Annotated in this window: 17 protein-coding genes; 14 read left to right on the top strand and 3 right to left on the bottom strand. The window is 47.0% G+C overall.

Annotated elements, in window-relative coordinates; genetic code table 11:
• Positions 1-321: 321 nt before the first annotated feature.
• From SPUTW3181_RS18650 to SPUTW3181_RS18585, 14 genes are all read left to right on the top strand, one after another.
• Positions 322-1,371, top strand: coding sequence for a rod shape-determining protein (locus SPUTW3181_RS18650; protein WP_011790838.1), 1,050 nt, complete (start codon positions 322-324; stop codon positions 1,369-1,371).
• 43 nt (positions 1,372-1,414) lie between these two features.
• Positions 1,415-2,419, top strand: coding sequence for a rod shape-determining protein MreC (mreC, locus tag SPUTW3181_RS18645; protein ID WP_011790837.1), 1,005 nt, complete (start codon positions 1,415-1,417; stop codon positions 2,417-2,419).
• Entirely contained in the window at positions 2,419-2,907 is a 489-nt protein-coding gene (mreD, locus tag SPUTW3181_RS18640; RefSeq protein ID WP_011790836.1) for a rod shape-determining protein MreD, read from the top strand. Before mreC ends, mreD begins: the two co-directional genes overlap by 1 nt.
• A gap of 2 nt (positions 2,908-2,909) precedes the next feature.
• Positions 2,910-3,506, top strand: coding sequence for a Maf family protein (locus tag SPUTW3181_RS18635; RefSeq protein WP_011790835.1), 597 nt, complete (start codon positions 2,910-2,912; stop codon positions 3,504-3,506).
• Between the two features lie 222 nt (positions 3,507-3,728).
• The gene (rng, locus tag SPUTW3181_RS18630; protein WP_014609762.1) at positions 3,729-5,195 is read left to right on the top strand and encodes a ribonuclease G; all 1,467 of its coding nucleotides are present in this window, start codon (positions 3,729-3,731) and stop codon (positions 5,193-5,195) included.
• Entirely contained in the window at positions 5,195-9,346 is a 4,152-nt protein-coding gene (locus SPUTW3181_RS18625; protein ID WP_011790833.1) for a YhdP family protein, read from the top strand. Before rng ends, SPUTW3181_RS18625 begins: the two co-directional genes overlap by 1 nt.
• Positions 9,270-10,100, top strand: coding sequence for a carbon-nitrogen hydrolase family protein (locus SPUTW3181_RS18620; protein ID WP_011790832.1), 831 nt, complete (start codon positions 9,270-9,272; stop codon positions 10,098-10,100). Before SPUTW3181_RS18625 ends, SPUTW3181_RS18620 begins: the two co-directional genes overlap by 77 nt.
• A 133-nt stretch (positions 10,101-10,233) precedes the next feature.
• A complete protein-coding gene (gene tldD, locus SPUTW3181_RS18615) occupies positions 10,234-11,682 on the top strand; it encodes a metalloprotease TldD (RefSeq protein WP_011790831.1) in 1,449 nt (482 codons plus the stop codon).
• 125 nt (positions 11,683-11,807) lie between these two features.
• Positions 11,808-13,202 carry a TolC family protein gene (locus SPUTW3181_RS18610; protein ID WP_011790830.1) on the top strand — a complete coding sequence of 465 codons (1,395 nt, stop codon included), beginning with the start codon at positions 11,808-11,810 and terminating at the stop codon, positions 13,200-13,202.
• Positions 13,192-14,166 carry an HlyD family secretion protein gene (locus SPUTW3181_RS18605; protein ID WP_011790829.1) on the top strand — a complete coding sequence of 325 codons (975 nt, stop codon included), beginning with the start codon at positions 13,192-13,194 and terminating at the stop codon, positions 14,164-14,166. Before SPUTW3181_RS18610 ends, SPUTW3181_RS18605 begins: the two co-directional genes overlap by 11 nt.
• Before the next feature lie 77 nt (positions 14,167-14,243).
• The gene (locus SPUTW3181_RS18600; protein WP_041408468.1) at positions 14,244-15,461 is read left to right on the top strand and encodes an ABC transporter permease; all 1,218 of its coding nucleotides are present in this window, start codon (positions 14,244-14,246) and stop codon (positions 15,459-15,461) included.
• A 1-nt stretch (position 15,462) separates the two neighbouring features.
• Positions 15,463-16,611, top strand: a complete 1,149-nt coding sequence (locus SPUTW3181_RS18595; RefSeq protein ID WP_011790827.1) for an ABC transporter permease — start codon at positions 15,463-15,465, stop codon at positions 16,609-16,611.
• Positions 16,612-16,842: 231 nt separating this feature from the next.
• Positions 16,843-17,730, top strand: coding sequence for an ion transporter (locus SPUTW3181_RS18590; protein ID WP_011790826.1), 888 nt, complete (start codon positions 16,843-16,845; stop codon positions 17,728-17,730).
• 423 nt (positions 17,731-18,153) lie between these two features.
• Positions 18,154-19,485 carry an APC family permease gene (locus SPUTW3181_RS18585; RefSeq protein ID WP_011790825.1) on the top strand — a complete coding sequence of 444 codons (1,332 nt, stop codon included), beginning with the start codon at positions 18,154-18,156 and terminating at the stop codon, positions 19,483-19,485.
• A gap of 200 nt (positions 19,486-19,685) precedes the next feature.
• Here SPUTW3181_RS18585 and SPUTW3181_RS18580 read toward each other — a convergent pair whose 3' ends face one another.
• The 3 genes from SPUTW3181_RS18580 to SPUTW3181_RS18570 form a co-directional block, all read right to left on the bottom strand.
• A complete protein-coding gene (locus SPUTW3181_RS18580; protein WP_011790824.1) occupies positions 19,686-20,756 on the bottom strand; it encodes a hypothetical protein in 1,071 nt (356 codons plus the stop codon).
• 150 nt (positions 20,757-20,906) lie between these two features.
• Positions 20,907-21,527, bottom strand: a complete 621-nt coding sequence (locus SPUTW3181_RS18575; protein WP_011790823.1) for a hypothetical protein — start codon at positions 21,525-21,527, stop codon at positions 20,907-20,909.
• An 80-nt stretch (positions 21,528-21,607) separates the two neighbouring features.
• Positions 21,608-23,992, bottom strand: a complete 2,385-nt coding sequence (locus tag SPUTW3181_RS18570; protein WP_011790822.1) for a catalase — start codon at positions 23,990-23,992, stop codon at positions 21,608-21,610.
• Positions 23,993-24,058 lie beyond the last annotated feature (66 nt).

The raw sequence follows: 24,058 nt of genomic DNA, 5'->3' as shown, positions 1-24,058 counted from the left end.
CTAAATTAAGTTGTAACTTTAGTGGTAAATCGTTAGGCGACTTATTTTTGAGCCTTGGCTTAAATGTCTACGTTCGGCTTTAAATGCAAAAATGACGTTTGGCATGTGTTGCTAGTTTGTATTGCTTTTTACTTTTCGCTGCTCAAACTTTAACCTGTAAAGCGTATTTTTCGGCTAAATACTGTTTTTAAGCTGTATATTTGAAAAAAAATCACGCCATTAGCGATTGTTAACCTCAATGGTCTTGTGGAATCAAGGTGGCATTGATAAAGTTAGCTGATTTTTCTTTTCTTCTGACTCCACAGAATACAGGCTAGTTACATGTTCAAGAAGCTGCGTGGCATTTTTTCTAATGATCTATCGATCGATTTGGGTACAGCTAACACATTAATTTATGTTCGTGACGAAGGCATAGTCCTCAATGAGCCTTCTGTTGTTGCTATACGTGGTGAGCGTAACAGCTCTGGTCAGAAATCTGTTGCCGCAGTCGGCACAGAGGCTAAACAAATGTTAGGCCGAACACCCGGTAACATCCAAGCTATCCGTCCAATGAAAGACGGTGTTATTGCTGACTTTTATGTGACTGAAAAAATGCTGCAGCACTTTATCAAACAAGTGCACAACAATAGCTTTTTTCGTCCAAGCCCGCGCGTTTTAGTCTGTGTGCCCGTGGGGGCAACTCAGGTTGAACGTCGTGCTATCCGTGAATCGGCCATGGGGGCTGGTGCTCGCGAAGTGTATTTAATTGAAGAGCCAATGGCTGCTGCGATTGGTGCGGGTTTACCTGTCTCTGAAGCAACAGGTTCTATGGTGGTGGATATTGGTGGTGGTACCACTGAAGTCGCTATTATTTCATTGAACGGTGTCGTGTATTCCTCTTCAGTACGTATTGGTGGCGATAAGTTTGATGATGCCATTATCAACTATGTGCGCCGTAATTATGGCAGCTTAATTGGTGAAGCAACAGCTGAGCGTATTAAGCACACAATTGGTACGGCTTATCCTGGGGATGAAGTGTTAGAGATTGAGGTACGTGGTCGTAATTTGGCTGAAGGTGTGCCGCGTAGCTTTATACTTAACAGCAATGAAATTTTAGAAGCGCTGCAAGAGCCATTATCGGGTATTGTTAGCGCGGTGATGGTGGCGTTAGAGCAGTCTCCACCTGAGTTAGCCTCAGATATTTCTGAGCGTGGCATGGTATTAACGGGCGGTGGCGCACTGTTGCGTGATTTAGACCGTTTATTAATGCAAGAAACGGGTATACCTGTAATGGTTGCGGACGATCCACTAACGTGTGTTGCACGCGGCGGTGGTAAAGCCCTCGAAATGATTGATATGCACGGCGGCGATCTGTTCTCCGAAGAAACTTAATTTAACTTCGGTATGGGGCGGCTAATCACCGCCCTAGCTTTCTATGAAGCCAATTTTTGTTCGTGGTATTTCTAACCAATTTCGTTTAACACTGGCAATTATTTTGTCGGTGATTTTGCTCGTGGCTAATCATCGTCTCGAACCTGCGCGTCAATCCCTTTCATCTGTATTAAGCCCTGTGCAATATCTCGCCAGTTTCCCCGGGGCCTTACTCGATTGGTCATCCGAGAGTTTTGCAACGCGTAATATGCTGGCGTTACAGAATAAAGAGCTATTAAGACAGCAATTGCTAATGAGCGAGCGTTTGCAGCGTTTTGAACATTTGCGCCAAGAGAATGAGCGTTTACGCGCCTTGCTTGGGTCTCCTGCGTATCAGGATTCTCGCAAAATGGTGGCAGAAGTGCTCGAGGTCGCTAGCGATCCCTCCCATCATTATGTTGTGTTAAATCACGGAGCGCGCAGTGGCGTGTTCGTCGGGCAACCCGTTGTTGATGCACAAGGGGTTGTGGGGCAGGTGGTGCAAATTAGCGAGATGACCAGTCGTGTATTGCTGCTTTCTGATGTCTCCCATGGTTTACCTGTGCGTATTACCCGCAACGATGTGCGCTTAATCGCCAATGGTACGGGTGAAAATGATGAGATTGAATTGCGCCATGTGGCTAAAAGTATCGATGTGCGTGTTGGTGATTTATTAGTGACTTCTGGCCTTGGTAATCGTTTTCCCGAAGGGTATCCCGTTGCTCGGGTCATGGAAGTCCTGACGGAGGATGGCCAAAGCTATGCCCGTGTTACTGCTCAACCACTGGCAGCCCTTGATCGTATTCGTTATTTATTATTGATTTGGCCATCACCAGATTCAGGTGTGACTTTGCCGCATCAAATGCCAGTACCTGCTGCGGATCAGCCTGAAGAGGCTAAGCCGGATCCCAATACGATAAATAGTGCACCCAATACCCAAGGTTCGGCAAACACGCCACAAGGGGCTGCAACTAATGCGAATGCTACAACGGGCGCTGTGACCACTCCACCGCCAGCAGAGGTGCATTAATGAGTTTACAAGCTGCCAATGGTCGACTCATCGTCTGGTTGACGCTGTTTATCGGATTGCTAAGCCAAATTATGCCTTTACCTTCGGTGGTTGAAGCTTGGCGTCCTGACTGGCTGTTAATGGTGGTTATGTATTGGTCTATTGCCTTGCCACACAGATACAATATTTTAACTGCTTGGGTTTTAGGTTTGGCCCTCGATATTCTGTTGGGAGCAACCTTGGGTGTGCGCTCATTAGCGATGTCATTGGTGATCTATATTGCGATTTTGCATTGCCAACGGTTGCGTAATTTCCCAAAATGGCAGCAAACCTTAGTAGTGGCGCTGCTAATTGCCCTTTACCACTTAGTCGTTTACTGGGTAGAGTTTGTGATGGATGAAGCGACGTTTAATGCGGATTTGTTTCTACCTGCCATTTCTGGGCTAGTGATTTGGCCTTGGATTTTTTGGATTTTACGTCGTGTTCGACGTCATTATAAGGTTCGCTAACGGTGAATTTAGTTCTCGCTTCTACCTCTCCACGTCGCAAAGAATTATTGGCAAATATTGGCTTAGGGCGTACAGATTTTAGTTTTACTCAAGTCGCCCCAGATATTGATGAAACCCCTTTAAATGATGAGACTCCAAGGGATTATGTACAACGTCTCGCCGCTGAAAAAGCGCAAGCAGGGCTTGCATTATGCCTTGGCATGTCACAGCCTGCTGTATTAGGTTCTGATACTATCGTTGTGCTTGAAAACGCAATATTAGGTAAACCCGTTGACGAACAGGATGCAAAACGTGTGTTGCGGGCATTATCTGGCAAAACACACACAGTAATGACAGCGGTGGCGATAACCTATGGTGATGTCGACAGCCCTACAACATCAGTGCGTTTGGTTGAAACCCAAGTACGATTTTGTACGCTAAGTGATGCTGATATCGATGCCTATGTTGCCTCAAAGGAACCCATGGATAAAGCAGGTAGTTATGGTATTCAGGGGTTAGGCGGCTGTTTTGTTGAGTCGATTGAAGGCAGTTATTCCTGCGTGGTTGGCTTACCTTTAGTTGAAACGCGTGCATTATTAGCTGAGGTTGGATTCGGTTAATCTTATCCCTGTTGCGAGGTTTAAAGGATTTAAAACGGAACCTTATCGATGTTGATAACCTCTTACTACCAAGTTTTAGTCCGTGAACTTACGGTGTTGGTAGTAGTTGGAATATCGGTTTCAGGCTGAGAGACGCTATAACTTCAATTATTTAATCTAATTTCCCGAATGGGGTGAGTCGTGAATACCAGTCGCTTAAATCAAAATAAAATACAGCGCAAGATGGGTTCAGAATTACTGATCAACGTAACCCCATCCGAGGCTCGCGTCGCTTTAGTTGAACACGGTGTATTGCAAGAAGTGCATATTGAACGCCGTATGAAACGGGGATTAGTCGGCAATATTTATAAAGGTAAAATCAGCCGCGTGTTACCTGGCATGCAAGCGGCTTTTGTTGATATAGGTTTAGATAAAGCTGCATTTCTTCATGCTTCTGACATAGTGCCGCACACTGAGTGCGTTGCCGATGTTGAAAAAGGCCACTTCGTTGTCCGTGATATCGCTGAATTAGTCCGCCAAGGGCAAGATATTATGGTGCAAGTAGTTAAAGATCCCTTGGGTACTAAGGGAGCGCGTTTAACAACTGATATCACGCTGCCTTCCCGTTATTTAGTCTTTATGCCTGGCTCTAGCCATGTTGGGGTTTCCCAACGTATTGAGCTTGAGGAAGAGCGCAGCCGTTTAAAGAAAATCACACTTCCTTATGTGGATGAAGATGGCGGATTTATTATTCGCACGGCTGCCGAAGGCGTTGGAGAAGATGAGCTTGCCCAAGATGCGGCGTTTTTACGCCGAGTTTGGTCTAAGGTCAGCGAGCGACGACAACGCCGTGGCGTGGCGCTTTTATATCAAGATTTAGCGTTGCCAGTGCGTATTGTGCGTGATTTTGTTGGCACTGAACTGGATCGTATTCAGGTCGATTCACGCCGCACCTTTGATGAGTTGCAAACCTTCGCTCAAGAATTTATGCCTGAAATTGCTGAGAAAATTGAGCATTATTCAGGCCCGGCACCTATTTTTGATCTCTACGATGTTGAAAATGAAATTCAGCGCGCGCTGGGGCGTAAAGTTGAGTTAAAGTCGGGCGGTTATCTGATCATCGATCAAACCGAAGCCATGACGACCGTCGACATCAACACTGGTGCCTTTGTGGGTCATCGTAATCTCGAAGAAACCATCTTTAATACCAATCTCGAAGCGACCCAAGCCATTGCAAGGCAACTGCGCCTACGCAATCTAGGTGGCATCATTATTATCGACTTTATCGATATGCTTAATGAAGAGCATAAAACACGTGTACTTAATAGTTTAAATAGTGCTTTAGCCAAGGACCGCGTTAAAACGAATGTCAGTGGTTTTTCTGGTTTAGGGCTGGTCGAGATGACGCGCAAACGCACTCGCGAGAGTTTAGAGCATGTGGTTTGTAGCGAGTGTCCAGCTTGTCATGGCACTGGGAGTATGAAGACAGTTGAAACTGTCTCCTATGAAATATTCCGAGAAATTATTCGATTAAATCGTGCATACGATGCCGATGAGTTTTTGCTGTATTGTTCTCCTGCGGTATATCAAAGTTTGAGTGGCGAAGAAAGTCATCTGATCGCTGAGCTTGAAGTTTATATTAGTAAACGTATTCGCCTGCAAAATGAGCCTATGTACTCACAGCACAAATACGATGTGGTGATGATGTAGTGGCTGCGTTTGTTACCGTTAAATCAGTGAGCCGTTTTTGCTGGCAACTTCTGGCAGTTGTCTTGGTGTTGTTTGCACTGGCTGTTAGCTTGATCCGTGGATTATTACCTCAGGTCGATGAAGTGCGTCAGCAGCTCGTTGATTATATAAAAAATGAATATCATCTCGATGTTCAAGTGGGGGAATTATCGGCTCAATGGCAAGCCTTTGGACCCGCACTGACCATTGAAAACCTGATTATCCCACCCCAACATAAAGTACCAGTAACAGTATTGGTCAAGAATATCCAAATTAAGCTGGATTTTTGGCAATCCTTATTGAAAACCAGCCCGCGTATTGAGGATGTCAATTTTGATGGGATCAGACTCGCCCTCGATATCGATAAACTCATCGAAGATCCGTCGGTGACGACACAAAGTAACGTCTATCAGACCGATTGGTTGTACAAATTACTCCTAAAACAGCTTGAGCGTTTTTCTCTCACAGATGTTTCGGTACAGTTGTTAAGTCAGCAGCATGAATATCGCCCCATTCATATTCGGCATTTAAATTGGCGTAATAATGGTGATAGCCATCGCGGTGCGGGTCAAGTTTATCTCGATAATCACGCCTCTATGCACGAGTCATTACAATTACAACTCGATATTAAGGGCGATGGCGCTACCCCTGATAGCCTCACAGGTCAAATCTATCTAGCGGCTCAATCATTGGATTTAGGAGAGTGGGCGTCGCGTCAATCTCATCCAGATGAGCCCAGTGAGAAACTCCCTTTGGAAGGTGTTATCAATCTCAAAGCTTGGCTTACTTTTGCTCAGCGGAGTATCCATTCGGGGATGATCCACTTTGAACCGAGTTGGCTTGAATGGGCAATAGGGGACAAACCACAAAAATTTGAGATCAACTCGGGCAGCATTACGTGGTTACCGACAGCCTCTGGTTGGGAGGTTAATAGCACGGATCTGGATTTTATAACCAATGGCGAGGCTTGGCCTGAGTTGACATTGGCGCTTAAACAGCAGGGTGATGAGTTATTTGGCTATGCAAGTCAACTTGAGTTACAAACTTTATTTCCATTATTGCCCTTATTTCCCAGCGTTGATTTAGCGGCTTTAAAACAGTGGCATCAATTGGCTCCAGAGGGCGGAATTGGCCCTATCCGCGTATATCATAAAAAAGGTGAACCTTGGCTTGCCAACACGGATATTAAACAGCTTCATTGGCGGATGGATGAGGGTGTTCCTAATGCTAACCCATTGGATGCTCATCTGCAGTGGCAGGATAAAACCCTCGTCTTTTCATTGCCAGAGCAAGCTTATACCCTGAACTTTGGCGATGAGTTTCCTGCCCCCTTAGTGCTTAATGGTGCAGCCATTGTTGGGCAATTCGATACTGAATCTTTAACCTTAAGTGTGCCGCAAATTCGGTTTGATAATGATGATATAGCGCTCGATGCAGCCGTTAAATTGGACTTCAGTGCCGCAGTCTTTATGTCGCTTGCCGCCAATGTGGAGGTAAAAAATTCTGCCAATGCGGATAAATATTTTCCCGTAAAAGCCATGGGCGAGTCTTTAGCTAAATACCTTGATGATGCGATAAAGGCTGGGCATAGCCAAAATGCACAAGTGTTATGGCAAGGAGCATTGGCGAATTTTCCCTTTGATGATAATAGTGGGGTTTTTCAAGCAGCCTTTACGTTGCAGGATGCGCAATTCCAATTTCAACCCGATTGGCCAGCGGTCACGGATCTTTCCCTCGACGCCCTATTTGAAAATGCTCGTATGGATATTTGGGTTAATCAAGGAAAGTTAATGGATGTTATCGCTGATGGCGCCCATGTATTTATTCCTGAATTGGGTGAATATTCATTATTAAAAATTCAAGCAGAGCTGGCGACTCAAGGTCGTGCCGCGACTCAAGTTTTACAGGCATCTCCCCTTGCAGACTCCGTAGGTAAAACACTCAACGTTGTGCAAGTTCAAGGTGCTGTGACAGGAAACTTAGATATCAGTATTCCCTTATATGAGGGCGAAGATGAAGACATTCGAGGCCAAATTAGTTTTGATAATACGCCTGTGTATATTGCGCAACCTGGGATTCAGCTTAATGGCGTGACAGGTATAATCAATTTTACAAATCAAGTGATTACAGGCAAAGGCATTAAAGCCCGCTTGTTTGAACAGCCGCTCAGTTTTACCTTTGACACTCAGCCCAAAGGTAAAGATTTTGCCCTTAATCTTCAGTTGAAAAGTCGCTGGGATCTCAACCGTCTTCCCGATGAATTACATCATCCGTTGAGTGATTTCTATCAGGGGAAAATCAGTTGGGATGGTGCAATGGATATGCTCTTTACTGAGCAAGGTTATCAAATCCAAGCCAAAGTGACATCCGATATGCTGGGGACGCAACTGTCATTCCCCGGATATTTTGCTAAGCCAGAAGATGAACCGCGATCTTTAGTTGCGGAGTTTATTGGCGATCAAAATGATGCGATCTTAGACGTAAAGCTTGCCAGTCATGCCGAGTTTGTCGGTGGGTTTACAGCCGATAATGGTACTCGCTTTAGTTACTTTGATTTGTTATTGGGGCGTTTATTCGATGAGGATGAGGCCAAAAATACAGAGCAAGGTCATATCCAAATTGATCTTGGCAAAGCCAAATTAGCTGAATGGTTACCTGTGATTAATGCTTTTGTTGGGCAAGAAAAAATGCCTAAAACGGGGATTTTAGTTGATGAGATCCCACATAAAAACGTATTTCCCGCGGTAGCAAGTATCGATTCTCATATTGGTCGTCTCGATCTATTGGGGCAACAACTGACAGAGCTTAGGCTTAATGCGAAACCTAATGAAACGGGATGGCGCTTCAATGCCAACGCCAACGAATTCGAAGGTTGGATAGATTTCTATCCAAACTGGATGACGCAGGGGCTTAAAATTGCTGCAAGCAAATTCTATTTTGCTCCTGAGTTAAAAAATGATGCAGAAGCCGATTTTGGCGCGGAACAAGTCCTTACTAACTTGCCACCAGTTGCCGTAAATGTGGAAGATTTCCATGTTTTTGATAAACCCTTTGGTAAATTAGTGTTGCAGGCTAGTCCACAACCATCGGGATATCAGATCCAGACATTGTCTTTGGCTACACCCAATGTAACCCTAAAAGGGAGTGGGATATGGCAACAGCAGGATGGGCAAAATAAAACAGAGTTGAGCATGATGTTAAATGCGACCCAGTTTAATCATTTGACCGAGCAATTAGGGATTGATCCTGGCGTTAATGAGGCGCCACTCAAGGTTAATGCTGACTTATCGTGGGAGGGCGCGCCCTATGCATTTTCCCTTGAAAGCTTAAACGGCAAAGTAAACTTTGCTTTGGGTAAAGGTCATTTATCCCAAGTGAGTGATAAGGGGGCGCGAATATTTTCACTTTTCAGCTTAGATTCCCTCGTGCGTAAGCTATCGTTAGATTTTAGCGATGTTTTTGGGCAAGGCATGTATTTCAATTCCTTTACCGGAAACCTGCAAATTGATAATGGGGTGGTGAAAACCACTGATACCGAAATGGATGCGATTGCCGGCAATATGAAGGTGCGAGGATACACGGATCTCACCACTGAAAGTTTAAATTACGATATTCGTTTTGTGCCGCAATTGGCCTCGAGTGTGCCGACAGTGGTATTGCTCAGCACCAGTGCGTGGACATTGGGACTGGGCGCATTTGCCCTGACCAAAGTGCTTGAGCCTGTGATTGAGGTGATTTCAGAAATTCGTTTTAGGGTAACGGGGACTATGGCTGAGCCTGTGGTCGAAGAATTAGAGCGTAAGAGTAAAGAGATTGAAATTCCAGAGTCTATTTTGCCCATTATTGGCGCTGGCGATAAAGCCATGCCGACCGAGGGTAACAATGAACAACATACCCCGAAGCTAGGCCCAAAGGCTTCGGAGGACATGAAACTTGGCGAACCTCTGCCTCAAGGATCTCAGCCTGATACGATGCCGCCCGAGCCAGCCATCAAGCCTATCGAACCTACCAATAGCCAAGACGTTAAACCGATTAAGCAAAATCAGGGAGATAACAATGCACATCAGCCTGTTGCAATGTCAGAGCAGTCGCGACGTCAGCGCCAATCAGCTGTTTATCGAATCGCAGCTTAACGAACTCAAACGGGATGCCGATGCGCCCCACTTAGTGGTATTACCCGAATGCAGCTTACTGTTTGGTGGCCATGAAAGTCAGCAACTTGCCTATGCTGGCGATGCCCATCAGAACCCACTCAAATCGGCGTTAAGTGCACTGGCCGCCAAGTATCGGGTGTTTATGGTCGCGGGAACTATTCCGGCGTTGGCTGAGGATGGTCGTGTCTATAGTCGCTGTTATCTGTTTGATGATAAAGGTGATACTTTAGGGCATTACGATAAACTACACCTTTTTGATGTGGATGTTGCCGACGGTACAAAGCAATATCGCGAGAGCGAAACCTTCTGCCCTGGCGATCATATAACTGTTATCGATACACCTTTTGGCAAAATAGGCCTAGCTATCTGTTATGATTTACGTTTTCCCGACTTGTTTAGGGCGATGCGTCTTGCGGGTGCCGAGATTATTACAGTCCCTTCGGCCTTTACTAAAGTGACGGGGAAAGCCCATTGGCAAGTATTGCTACAGGCAAGAGCGATTGAAACCCAATGTGTTATTCTCGCAGCGGCGCAATGGGGAGCCCATAATGAAGGTAGCCGCGAAACTTGGGGGCAGAGCATGATAGTCGGTCCTTGGGGAAATATTTTGGCTGAACTTAAAACGGGTACGGGTTGGGTGCAGGCCGAGGTCGACTTAACCGAACTGCACAGTATTCGCAGTAAAATGCCCGTCATGCAGCATAATCGTTTTCGTGAACCATGTTTGAAATAATGCGCCAATAGCCAGCAGACGAGTTGAAATGCTGAATTTACGCTTGAGTCGATACGCAGCATTAACACATAGAATGAGTATACCGAGTTTACACTCAGAATATCAAGATCCCTTGGGGTCAAAGAGAGCATAGATGCCATTTTTAGCACAAGTAGAGCAAAGTTTATTAAAGAATGGGTTAGCGTTAGATGGCTTGCAAAGCTATTTGAACACCATACATCAGCACAATATCGATTATTCCGATCTCTATTTTCAAGGCAGTCGCCACGAGTCTTGGGTGCTAGAAGACGGCATCATCAAAGACGGTAGTTTTCATATTGAGCGCGGTGTGGGTGTGCGGGCTATTAGCGGTGAAAAAACTGGTTTTGCCTATGCCGACGATATCACTCCTGCTGCCTTAAGCGCTGCAGTACAGGCTGCCCGAGGTATTGCCAGTGCGGGTGAGCAAACTCAAGTGCAAGCCTTTAAACGCCAAAAAGCATTAGCGCTATATGATAGCTTAGATCCCATAGCGGCGATGGAGGAAGTCAAAAAAATCAACCTGCTAAAAGAGGCAGATGCCTTTATTCGCAGTCTCGATAGTCGCATTATCCAAGTGGTGGTTAGCCTTGCCGGCGTGCACGAAGAAATCCTTATTGCTGCGAGCGATGGTACGTTGGCGGCCGATATTCGCCCCTTAGTACGCTTTAATTGCAGTGTGATTTTAGAAGAAAACGGTAAACGTGAACGTGGCGGTGCAGGGGGCGGTGGACGCCATGACTACGGTGTTTTAATGGCAAATGATGACACAGGTTTACCTATGTGTTTTGCCTTTGCCCGCGAAGCCGTGCGTCAAGCGCAGGTCAATCTAAATGCCATCGATGCACCAGCGGGTGAAATGCCAGTGGTGTTAGGTAATGGCTGGCCCGGTGTATTGCTCCACGAAGCGGTTGGACATGGTTTGGAAGGTGACTTTAACCGTAAGGGCAGCAGTGCCTTTAGCGGCAAGGTTGGCCAGCAAGTCGCGTCTAAATTAGTGACTGTGGTCGACGATGGTACCTTGCCTAATCGTCGTGGTTCACTGAGTATCGACGATGAAGGTGTACAAACCCAAAGAACCGTATTGATTGAAGACGGTATTTTAAAGGGCTACATCCAAGACAAACTCAATGCGCGTTTAATGGGCGTTGCGCCAACGGGTAACGGCCGCCGTGAATCCTACGCGCATTTGCCTATGCCACGTATGACTAACACTTATATGACAGCAGGCGAGTCTGACCCAAGCGAGATCATCAAGTCGGTCAAAAAGGGGATTTATGCTCCTAACTTTGGCGGGGGGCAGGTGGATATCACTTCAGGTAAGTTTGTGTTCTCAGCATCCGAAGCCTATTTGATTGAAAATGGTGAAGTGACTCAAGCCATTAAAGGCGCGACTTTAATCGGTAACGGCCCAGAAGCCATGAGCCAAATTTCGATGGTGGGGAATGATATGGCACTGGATAGAGGCGTTGGCGTTTGTGGTAAAGATGGTCAAAGTGTACCTGTAGGTGTCGGCCAACCGACCTTGAAGTTAGATCGCTTAACAGTGGGGGGGACAGCATAAGATCTAGAATCTAGAACCTAGAACCTAGGCTTAACGCCACACTTAAGGAGGCGAGTTCTAGCCGCTTTCCACCATGAATGTTATCATCCGCAAACTAAATTAGAGTAACAACTCTAGAGGTGTTAATGAAACGATCACGAGTGGCTTGGCTGTGTTTACTGTCAGTGCCTTTTTTATTGCCATCGGCTTTGCATGCAGAGCCGATAAGCTTCAGTGACGCTTGGCAACAAGTGCTGAAGGTGAGCGATAAGCTACAGGCGCAGTCGCAGGAAGTTAACCGTGCTAAAGGCGAGCAGCAGGCCGGAGAGGGGTTAAACTTACCCTCCTTAGATATTCGCGGTAACTATATTCATTTGGATAAACCGATAGAGTTTGATTTGAAAGAATTAAATTCAGTGGTTTCTATTCCACCAGCCCTTGGCGGCATCATCGCGGGTATTCCGCCGCTGCCCTTAAGTGAGCAAGATATTTTTAGTGCGAGCTTGCAGGCAATGTGGCCGATTTATACGGGTGGGCAGATCACCGCCGCTCAAGGTATACACGCGGCCATGGTGGCCGAAAAACAACAAGAATTACAATTAGCCACCCGCGATTTATTTACCCAGTTGGTGGACAGATATTATGCTGTCGATGTGACTCAGGCATTAGTTGAGACCCAAACCGATCTGGTTGGCTCCTTAACAAAGCATGTTGAACATGCTCTAGCAATGGAGCGCGAAGGGCAAATTGCGAAGGTTGAGCGCCTCAATGCTCAGGTCGCTTTAGATAATGCTAAAGTCAATTTAGGTAGTGCCAGCCGCCAACATGAAATGGCTGTTATCGCGCTGGCTCGTATGCTCCAGCAAAGTCAGGTGAGTACCCATTCCCCTTTATTCGTACTGCCGCACGCTCCATCGTTAGATCAACTTAGCCAAATGACCTTAAGCCAACATCCAGCACTCAAATTGCTCGAAGCGAAAGAAGCGCAAGCGAATGGTTTAGTATCATTAGAAAAGGGGAAATACCACCCAACGGTATTCCTCTTTGGTAATTACACCTTGTATGAAGAAGACACACTCTTATCGAGCATTACGCCTGATTGGATGGTTGGTGTCGGAGTTAATGTGCCGCTGATCAGCCGTGATGGCCGCAGCGGTAAGGTCGAAGCCGCGAAAAGTGCCCTACTGCAAGCCCGCTATACCAAGGCACAAACCAAGCAAGACTTAAGCCTGCTGGTGGATCAAAGCTATCGCCAATTATTACAGGCCGAAGAAGAAGTGAAGGCGCTTGATACCTCACTCGAGCTTGCGACCGAAAATCTGCGGCTTAGGGAGATTGCTTTTAATCAAGGGCTTTCCACTTCTATCGACCGAGTCGATGCCGAGCTAAAACTGAGCGCAGTGAAAACCCAGCAATTGGCTGCCCGTTATCGTTATGTGCAAGCCTATGCCAGATTGATGGCAATCAGTGGTCAATTAGATGAATTTATTGGTCGTACCGTCGATCGTCACCCAGTGCAGGAGATAAATCATGCGCGCTAATCGAATGCTGGCCCTTGTGGCGTTGGTCGCATTAGGCCTCATCTTAGCCTATGGGCTTAAGCTGGCTTATAGCCCGCAGCCGAGTCTATTGCAGGGGCAGATAGAAGCCCGAGAATACAATGTGTCATCCAAAGTGCCCGGTCGTGTCGAGCAAGTGTTAGTGCGCCGTGGTGATAGCGTGGCCGAAGGGGATTTGTTGTTTGCCATCCACAGCCCTGAGCTGGATGCAAAGTTGATGCAGGCCGAAGGGGGCCGTGATGCCGCCAAGGCTAAGCAGTTAGAAGCCAATAACGGTGCCCGCAGCCAAGAAGTGATGGCAGCTAAGGAGCAATGGCTCAAGGCGCAGGCGGCGGCAACGCTCGCTAAAACGACTTATACCCGCGTTGAAAACTTATTCAACGAAGGTGTGGCAGCAAGACAAAAACGTGATGAAGCCTTTACTCAATGGCAAGCGGCAAAATACACAGAACAAGCGGCCTTAGCCATGTATCAAATGGCCGAGGAAGGCGCACGAGTTGAGACCAAAGCGGCGGCGGCAGGCAATGCACGTATGGCTGAAGGCGCGGTAAAAGAAGTGAGCGCCGTGATGGAAGATAGCCAAATGCGCGCCCCTAAATCGGGCGAAATTAGCGAGGTGCTATTACAGGCGGGTGAATTGGCACCAAGTGGTTTTCCGATTGTGAGCTTAATTGATATGCAGGATGCTTGGGCAGTGTTCCAAGTGCGTGAAGATCAACTCAAGCGTTTCAACAAAGGCGATAAAATTCAACTCAATATTCCGGCACTCGGGCAGGATGTCGAATTTACAGTATCCCATATCAGTGTCATGGGTGACTTTGCCACTTGGCGCTCGACCGAGAGTGGCCATGACTTTGATATGCGTACTTTTGAGGTGGAATTACGCCCCAATGCACCGATTGCTAACCTACGTGTCGGCATGTCAGTGCTGCTACGCGGTGAGTAAAGGCCGTGACTGAGCACTCGACAAACATCAAAGCGCTGGACACTCGCAGCGCGCCAAGGGCTGCTGACATGGGCTTAATGGCATTGTTCGTCGCATTAGTTCGTCGTGAGCTGCGTGCCCTATGGCATGATCCTTGGCAGTTAGCACTGATAAGTTATATTCCGCTACTGGGAATGTTATGCCTTTGGTGGCTGTTCAGTGCCGGTCTTCCAAGACAACTGCCCGTGGCGATTGTCGACCAAGATCATAGCCAATTGAGCCGCATGTTGACCCGTCAGATGAAGGCAAATCCCGTTACCGAACCCCAAAGTTTTACCGATTTATCCTCAGCCGTTAGCGCCATGCAGCAGGCGAAAGTCTACGCGATTGTGGTCTTTCCCTATGATATGAAAAAGGATTTACTCACAGGCCATAAACCGACAATTGATGTGCGCTACAATAGCCAGTTTTTGCTGGTGGGTAAGTTACTGTCAAGCCAAATTCAACTGAGTTTAGGTGAGGGATTACAGCAAGTTGCGGAATTAAAACAACTGGCAACGGGTACGCCAAAATCCCAAGTGGCGGTCAATTTAAGCCCTGTCAAAAGCCAAACTACGGCATTATTTAATCGTAATAACAACTACATCGGTTTCTTGGTGCCGCCAGTGCTTATTGCACTGTGGCAGTTATTATCGATGTTGGTGATGGCAAATAGCCTAAATCGTGAGTTACATTTAGCGCCTGTTGTACAAGCCGATGTGATATCGGATCGATTAACCACACATTTCTGGCCTAAAGTATTGGCTAAAGTGGCATTGTTTACACCGATATTAATGTTGCAGGGTGGCTTTATTTTAGCTTGGCTATATTTGTATCTTGCCCTGCCGATGGCTGGCAGTTTAGCCCTATTACTGCTTGCGCAATTAGTGATGTTATTGGCGGTCTGGAGCTTAGTGTTATTAATATTTGTTGTGATGCGTGACAGTGCGCGGGTCATCAGTTTTTGTACTGCTTTATTTGCGCCCGCCTTTGCTTTTATGGGCATTACCTTCCCGACCCATGATATGCCGCCATTAGCCCAGTGGTGGCGATTGATTATGCCGTCGAGCCACTATATGGAGTCCCATGTGAGCGTGGTGAGTTACGGCGCCAGTGGGCTGGACGTGGTGAGCCAAATGAGCAGCTATTGGGGCTTTATCTGCCTGTTTCCTCTAATTTATTTATTAGCGCGTAAGTTACTGCCCATGACAGCAAATACTGAGAGTGGGTTAGCGGCAAGTGATTCGGATGCAGCACAGCCTGCCAAGGGGCAATAGTATGAATATATGGCGGCTGGTATTCACTGAACTTAAAGCCATTATTAGCGATAAAGCGATAGCCGTGACTTTATTTGGCGGCGTATTGTTTTATTCGGTGCTCTATCCTTTACCCTATCTAAACCAAGTGCCGACCGAGCAACAATTGATCGTGGTGGACTTAGACCATTCTTCCTTAAGCCGTCAGTTGATCCGCCATGCCGATGCCAGCGCAAAAATTCAAGTCATAGGTCAAGTCGGCTCGATAACCGAGGCGAAGCGCTTTATTGAAATAGGTAACGCCCATGGTTTATTGGTCATCCCCGAAGGATTTCGCCGCGATTTATTGCTCGGTAAAGGCGTCACGCTAAGTTATGGTGGTGACGCCAGTTACTTTTTGATTTACTCCGCCGTTGTCGAAGGTTTAGTCAGTGCGGGAATGGATGCGGGTAAACAAGTACAATTGATTGGCATGCTTGCCCAAGGGCAAAATCCTAAGCAGGCTCAAGAAAGTCTACAATCGCTCCATCTAAATAGCGTTCCTGCTTTTAACCCAAGTTTAGGTTATACGCCCTATGTGGTCCCCGGATTGTTTTTGCTGATCCTGCATCAAACCTTATTGATTGGTACGGGTATTTTAGGGGCTGGGCAATGGCGGCATAAAGGGTATTGGCAACAGATGTCGCCAGTGCAATTAGTCTGTGGCCGTATACTTGCTTTTATGTTGATTTATATATTTTTTACCAGCTTTTATGTGGGCTATTGTTATCACTGGTATAACGTCAGTATTCAAGCGAGCCTTGGCTTAGTTGCGCTATGGTTATTGCCGTTTTTACTGGCTACCGCCGCAGCAGGGGTTGCGATGAGCACACTGTTCACTCGCCGCGATTTACCAACACAAGTGCTACTGCTTATTTCTATGCCCATCCTATTCGTATCAGGTTTTGTTTGGCCGATAGCATTGATCCCCGAACCGCTGGTGTTAGGCTCGCAGTTTATTCCTGCCGTGCCTGCGATTATGGGCATGCTCGAACTCAATCAAATGGGGGCGAGTTGGGCGAGTGTAACCCCAAAATGGCTACAACTATGGGGCTTATTTGCGGTCTTTTTCGGCCTAGCAATTGTAGGGATCAAGCGAAGAGCGAAGTTGTTGTTAATTGATAACCCCTAGGTTTAGCAATATTCGCTATTTCTATTTATTGGCGAGTGTGAATAGTTTGCTAGGGCACAATGCCGCTTTGCCCCCACCAAAAATTTGTTACTCATATCATTCGAATCTTAGTCAATCCGCTGCGTTTACCCCTGTTGTCATTTAATACGATTGGTATAGCCCACCGCAAAGAACTGGGCATCTGAAAGTACAATCGCTACAATCGCCGCTATTGTGATTGTAGGAGTCGACATGAGTACATCTTTACTTGACGTGCCAACGGGTTTGCAGGCACGAGTGATTAGCTTGGTTGAGCAAAACTGGTTTGGTCATTTTATTTTGACATTGATTTTAATCAACGCGGTGCAGTTAGGTATGGAGACCTCAGCCAGCCTGATGGCGCAATACGGTACTTTGTTGATGAGTCTTGATAAGGTGCTGCTGAGTGTATTTGTGGTGGAGTTATTGCTGCGGATTTATGCCTACAGGGGGAAATTTTTTAAAGACCCTTGGAGTGTGTTCGATTTTACCGTGATAGTGATAGCACTGATCCCTGCATCTGGGCCATTGGCTGTCCTGCGTTCGCTCAGGGTATTGCGGGTGCTGAGAGTGTTAACAATTGTGCCATCAATGAAACGGGTGGTGTCTGCGCTGTTGGGATCACTTCCTGGATTGGCATCGATCGCCACGGTATTACTGTTGATTTATTATGTGTTTGCGGTGATTGCTACCAAAATTTTTGGCGATGCATTCCCTGAATGGTTTGGCACTATTGCTGACTCATTTTATACCCTATTTCAAATAATGACGCTTGAAAGCTGGTCTATGGGAATTTCGCGGCCAGTGATGGAAGTGTACCCTTATGCTTGGGTATTTTTCGTACCATTTATTCTGGTAGCGACTTTCACAATGCTAAATTTGTTTATTGCGATTATCGTCAATACCATGCAAACCTTCAGCGACGAAGAGCATGCATTAGAGCGTGAACAAGACAAACAAATCTTAGAGCAGGAACAAAGACAAATGCACGAGGAGTTGAAAGCCATCAGACTCGAGCTACAACAATTACAAACCTTGTTGCGCAATGCTGCTGGTGATTCTTCTAATGTGTCGACAAAGGGAAACATTGGTTCTGACTAAAGCAGATTGAGGATCGTGAGCGGTTATCAAGTCTTATACTTAGATTCTGTCGTTTTTCGCTAAACCATCACAGATTGCGGATCACTTAATATTTTTATTGGGTTGTCTTCTGGTTGGTTTTGGGGGAGAATGCGCGCCGAAAAAATAACCGAGCTACTCAGTGGCTCGGTTATTTTTCATTTATGAATATGCGTTTAACACCAATTGAGGCCGGTAAACATCCGGAAATGATATGAGGTTCGGCTGAACCTATTTTACTGAGGACAAACCAATGAGGTTGTTGTGTACCGAATTTTCGGTCGTTGCTGTAAATCAAGTAGTTGCGTTAGCTATTCAACCTAAGGTGTTGATGGTGACTCACAAGCAAAAACCAATTGCAGATGTATGGTTAAGTGTTCATCCCTATAGAATGGGGGTGTGCTGATGAGTCAGCAAAATCCGGGTTTGAAGCAGACCCTCAACTTATGGCAAGTGGTGGTAATGGGGCTTGCCTATCTCACGCCGATGGCCGTTTTTGACACCTTTGGTATTGTTTCCGAGATAACCTCAGGTCATGTTGCTACATCCTATCTTTTTGCGCTCGCTGGGATCTTATTTACCGCGTTCAGTTATGGCCACTTAGTGCGTAAATATCCTTATGCGGGTTCAGCCTACACTTATGCTCAAAAAACCTTTAGTCCGAACGTCGGTTTTATGGTGGGCTGGTCATCGCTGCTGGATTATATGTTTATGCCGATGATCAATATGTTACTGGCAAAAATCTATTTAACTGCCATGTTCCCCAATGTTGAACCTTGGATCTTTATTTTCGCTCTTGTGACCATAATGACCTTACTTAATCTTAAGGGGATAGATCTGGTCGCTAACTTTAATGGGGTGATAGTGTTTGCACAGCTGGCCATTATTGTGGTGTTTATTGGTCTAATGGGCTATAGCATTTCCCTCGGTGAAGGCGAGGGTGTGATTGCGAGCGTACGACCATTTTATGCAGATAATATGGCGATGGCGCCATTATTCACGGGGGCGACGATTCTGTGTTTCTCCTTCCTCGGCTTTGATGGATTAAGTTCGCTGACCGAAGAAACTAAGGATGCTCAACGTGTTATTCCTCGCGCGATTGTGTTGACAGCCTTGATCGGTGGCGTGATTTTTGTTGGTGTATCCTATTTCTTGCAGCTTTATTTCCCGGATATCTCACGCTTTCAACAGCTTGATGCGGTATTGCCTGAAATTGCACTCTACGTTGGCGGTAATCTATTCCAGTCCATCGTATTAGTGGCAACCACGGTTGCGGTATTAGCCTCGGGTATGGCAGCCCATGCAGGCGTTGCACGGATTTTATATGTTATGGGGCGGGATAATATGCTGCCACGTAAAGGGTTTGCTTATATCCACCCTAAGTGGCGCACCCCAGCATTTAATGTTCTGTTGGTGGGCGCACTTGCGCTATCTGCCGTCTCATTTGACTTAGAAATGGCGCTAGCCTTAGTTAATTTTGGTGCTTTAGTCGCTTTTACCTTCGTGAATTTATCTGTCATTGTGCAGTTTTATGTGAGGGAGCAGCGTAATCAATCACTTAGAGATCACTTACAATACTTAGTCTTGCCATTGTGTGGCGCGGGTACTATTGGTGTACTTTGGGTGAACTTAGAACCACAATCATTAGAGCTGGGGCTCATTTGGGCGGCAGTGGGAGCGATGTATTTGGCTTTACGGAGTTTCCGTTTACGCCGTGCAGTAGAGCTACAAAATTAGTTGAGTTCAATACATGGCAATTCACCTAAGTTAGACGATAAAAACCCTTTACCAGATAGTACTCCGCATACTGGTAAAGGGAGTCACATGTTCTAAAAGAACAGCGCGATTAAGATAATGATCGGAATTGGGATCCCGATAAACCAAAGTAATACTGAACGCATAACAACCTCCTTTAAATTGAATAAACAGTGTGCGAATTAAGCATCGCGTTGACGGCCACCGAAAATAGCCATCACACTGGCGACGAATGCGCCCAACAATAGTGCTACAGCCATCCAAAGTGCAGCATAGGCGGATGCTTTACGTGCTTCATCTGCGGCTTGGCGAGCCGTAGTTTCCGCATTTTTCAGCGTGGTTTGCACTTTCTCAAACCCTTGTGACACTCGCTGCTCAGCTTCCTGCTGAGTCAGATCGGTGCGTTGTGTAATGAGTTGACCTATATAGCGTTCGTCCTCTGGTGACAACGTACCTGTTTGCAGTGCCTGTGCGAGTATCCGTGAGACTTCACGGACTGGAATTGGCAAGATTTCAGGGGGTTGCTCGTTTGCCAATGCGTTTACTTGGGGGGCTGTAGCTTCAGTTTGGACTTCTGGCATTTGTTCATTGACCTGAGGTGTCATTCTTTCTGCTGGGATTTCTTGGGCCGGTTTGTTTACCTGCGGTGTTGTTCTTTTACGGGGGCCGTTAGAGTCATCACGGAACAGTGAATCAACAAAATAGCCGATGGAATGGTTGCCATTGCCAGCTTCACCTGTGGCTAGCGTTGCCGCCGAACCCACTGCAGTTCCTGCGGCACTTGCGGCTTTACCGACAACGTCAGCACTAGCACGGACGCCACTGCCAATGCTACCCACGACCGACGTCAGTACCACAACGGTTAGCAGTGATGCGACAGCCCATGTCAGAAAACCGTGAGCGGTATCGCGAAAGTACACTTCATCCGTATGTACATCTGTCCATTTGGTGCGTAGTCGTCCGGCTAGATAACCGCCCATGCCTGATGCAGCGAGTTGAGTGAAACTCAGCCATGCGATTGCTGCAACACCAAAGGTTGCTGCACTGATGCCCTCCATGCTCCACGGCGATATAGCAGAGAAACCCAGCCCAGTGCCTAAGAGCATTAATAACAGTGACAGCGCTGCGGCGCCTGCCGCTCCTGCAAAGATGGCTGCCCATGAGACGGCGCTAGATCCGTATGGGGTGTTAATGCTGTTTGCTGGAACGCGGCGATCTCTCATCGGTTCCATACCGAGGTTAACTTCTGACATGTGTCTCTCCATTTTGTATTTATAAAAATAAGGTAGTAAGGTTATCCACAGTGTTGGCATTGTTGTTGGAACTGAAAAACAGTGCGGTTATAACTGCACAGACTTCCTTGTTGGCGTCACTCCACTATTTGATGCCGACATACATATCTATTAGCTTTTAGACTTCAACATGTCATCGCGTAGGTTTATTGCCCGCGCGGCGCCAATGGCGGTTTCCACTTTTTTAATTTCCTCAGGCGGCGGTAGGACGGCGGGTAAACCCAGCGATTCGATCCATAGCTCGCGTAGGAATCCCTTGGTGTGATAGAGATGATGGTGCTCATCCTGCGCCACCAATTCAAACGCAGTCCTTAGTGCATTGGTTTCCTCACCTTCACCGTGTTCTGCCAGATGTCCAATCAGCTCCCAGTTCTGATGATCTTTTGTTTCTGCCAGAACCACGCACTCGCCAGCGACCAGTTGCGCTGCGGCAGTACTGCCTCGTGTCTTTGCTATTTGCATCGCTTTGACCAGTGAATTCCCTATATGAGCCACGACTTCACGACCAGGTGTCTTAGTGTCAGGATCCAACCCTAGCTCACCAAAAACATCCATAAGTACCTGCTCGTGGATGCGGGTTTGCTCAAGGTATTCTTGCCATTCAGTTTTTAAATCTTTGTTTAACGCGCATGACAGGGCCGTTTCGTAGATTTTTATGCCACCGCGCTCTGTTTCGATAGCCTGATACAGCAACTCGTGTAGCTGTTTTTTGATATAAGGTTTCTTGTTCATAGCTTTATCCTTTTTAGTGGCATTTTTTAAGCAGTGGTTGGTCGTGAGCGATAATCGGACTGCTTCATGTGGTTACAGCGTTATTGGATTATTGAATAGCGAGAAGGGTGGCGATGAGATGCGACCGCATCAATAAATACCGGCACAATTTCAGCCATATTGCTGCTGTCTACTAGCAGGATCCCCTTGTCTTCTTCCATGCGGAATCCAATGTTGGCCAAATCCAGCAGTTCCCGTCCGTCACCTAAAGCGAGGATTGTTTTGCCGTGTAGGTACAACTCTTTTATAAATGGGATTGTGTGGCTATAGCCTGCGAGAGCTTGAACCGCCTCGTTTCCATCGGGTAGGACCAAGGCATCAAACAGCACAGCCGGAGAATTCTCCATCGATTTATCCGCTTCTATTTTCTCGCCTGAGGCACCCACAAAACTCCCTATTCGCGGCCCAACAAAATGAACGACAGCTCCAGCGTCTACTAACGCCGCATGAAGGCTAACCAAGGATGCATGGTGAACACCGTCCTCGATTAACACGGCAATATGACGTGTACGGATACCGCATTCGCCCGGTAATGCCATCAGCGACAAGGCGGTAGAGACTGTTACTTCAGGTGACTGCGGCTCAGCGATGGCCTTGGGCATTGCATCTGGAACAACCATTCCTAGGCCTGCTGCAACTTCAACTGCAAGTTCAGGGGAGACATTCACCAACGAGGACAGCATCCGATTGCGTATGGCAGGGACTGCAACTTTGCTGAGCTCGAAGCGAAATGCATCGACAATATGGGCTTTTTCGACAGCCGTTTGACTGTTGAAAAACAAAGTGGCTTGTAGATAGTGCTCGGCAAATTTTTCCGGCTTACCCCTGATTTTGTCTTCGCTAATTCTTTCTGGAAACGATACAAATCCGCTGCTTCCAGCTTGAAATGGACAACCACCCGCCAGTGAATTTGGCTCGTAGGCAACACGGCCGCGATGGATCGCCTGACGATGAATGCCGTCGCGTTGGTTATTTTGAACCGGGGCTAGTGGTGCATTGATCGGGATTTCGTGAAAATTAGCGCCACCTAAGCGGGTAATTTGCGTGTCCACATAGGAGTGGATACGACCCGCCAGCAGTGGGTCATTAGAGAAGTCTATGCCCGGAATAACATGTGCAGTGCAGAACGCAACCTGTTCGGTTTCGGCAAAGAAGTTATCAGGATTGCGATTGAGCACCATACGCCCAACAGGCAGTACTGGCACCAGTTCCTCTGGGATCAGCTTAGTTGAATCGAGTACATCGAAGCTGAAACCATCGGCCTGTTCCTCGCTGAAAATTTGTAACCCGAGCTCCCATTCTGGAAACTCGCCCGACTCTATGGCTTCCCATAAATCACGTCGGTGGAAATCAGGATCGGCGCCCGATATTTTCACCGCCTCATCCCACAGCAATGAATGCGTGCCTTGCAGCGGCTTCCAGTGGAATTTACAAAATACGGATTGCCCCTCTTCGTTCACTAAACGGAAGGTATGCACGCCAAAGCCTTGCATCATGCGATAACTGCGCGGTATAGCGCGGTCCGACATCACCCACATCAGCATATGGGTGGACTCTGGCATCAGTGAAACAAAGTCCCAAAACGTATCATGGGCCGATGCCGCCTGAGGCATGCCGTGGTGTGGCTCTGGTTTAACTGCGTGTACTAGATCGGGGAACTTCATCGCATCCTGAATAAAGAATACTGGCATGTTATTTCCAACCAGATCCCAGTTACCCTCGTCGGTATAAAACTTCACCGCAAAGCCACGCACATCACGCGCCGTGTCTTTTGAACCACGCTCGCCAGCTACCGTAGAAAAACGTACGAACACAGGGGTGATTTTGCCTTGCTCGGCAAAAGGTGCTGCGCGAGTGTATTTGCCCAGTGCGTCATAGGCTTTGAAGTAGCCATGAGCTCCTGAACCGCGAGCATGAACGATTCGTTCTGGGATACGTTCGTGATCGAAATGGGTAATTTTTTCCCGCAGGATGAAATCTTCAAGCAAGGATGGCCCACGTAATCCAGCTTTCAGGCTATTTTGATTATCACCAATGCGAACCCCTTGATTGGTGGTCAAAGGCTGAGCGCTTGCATCGACTCGAACCCGATTGAGCGAGTCGACCATAGGGTTAATCCCAGGTCGCACAGCGCTACCGGTTTTAGCCGTTTCGATATCCTCAGTTGCCGTGCTTGCCGTTAATGCAATAGAGGGCAACTCCACAGTCACTCCAGGTACAGGTGCCATAGCGTTATCATGACCATAGTCGAATGCCTTATTAATGTTGTAGGGCATAGCTGCGACCAAGGTATCGCTATCGCGAGCTTGCTTTGCAACTATGTCATTCGTTTTAAGCACAGACTCCTGACCCTCTGTTGCGGCGACGGATGAGTCATCTTTGCTTTGCACTCGTGATGACGGGTCTGGTTTTTTGTTCATAGCCATAATTGTTCTCCGGTGAGGTGGGGAATGTTGACAATAGAGATACCGCTCAAACCGCCAACCTTTATC

Source organism: Shewanella sp. W3-18-1 (assembly GCF_000015185.1).
Lineage (GTDB): Bacteria > Pseudomonadota > Gammaproteobacteria > Enterobacterales > Shewanellaceae > Shewanella > Shewanella putrefaciens.
Note: the sequence above shows the minus strand (reverse complement) of the source record. Positions and strands in the feature narration are given on the sequence as shown.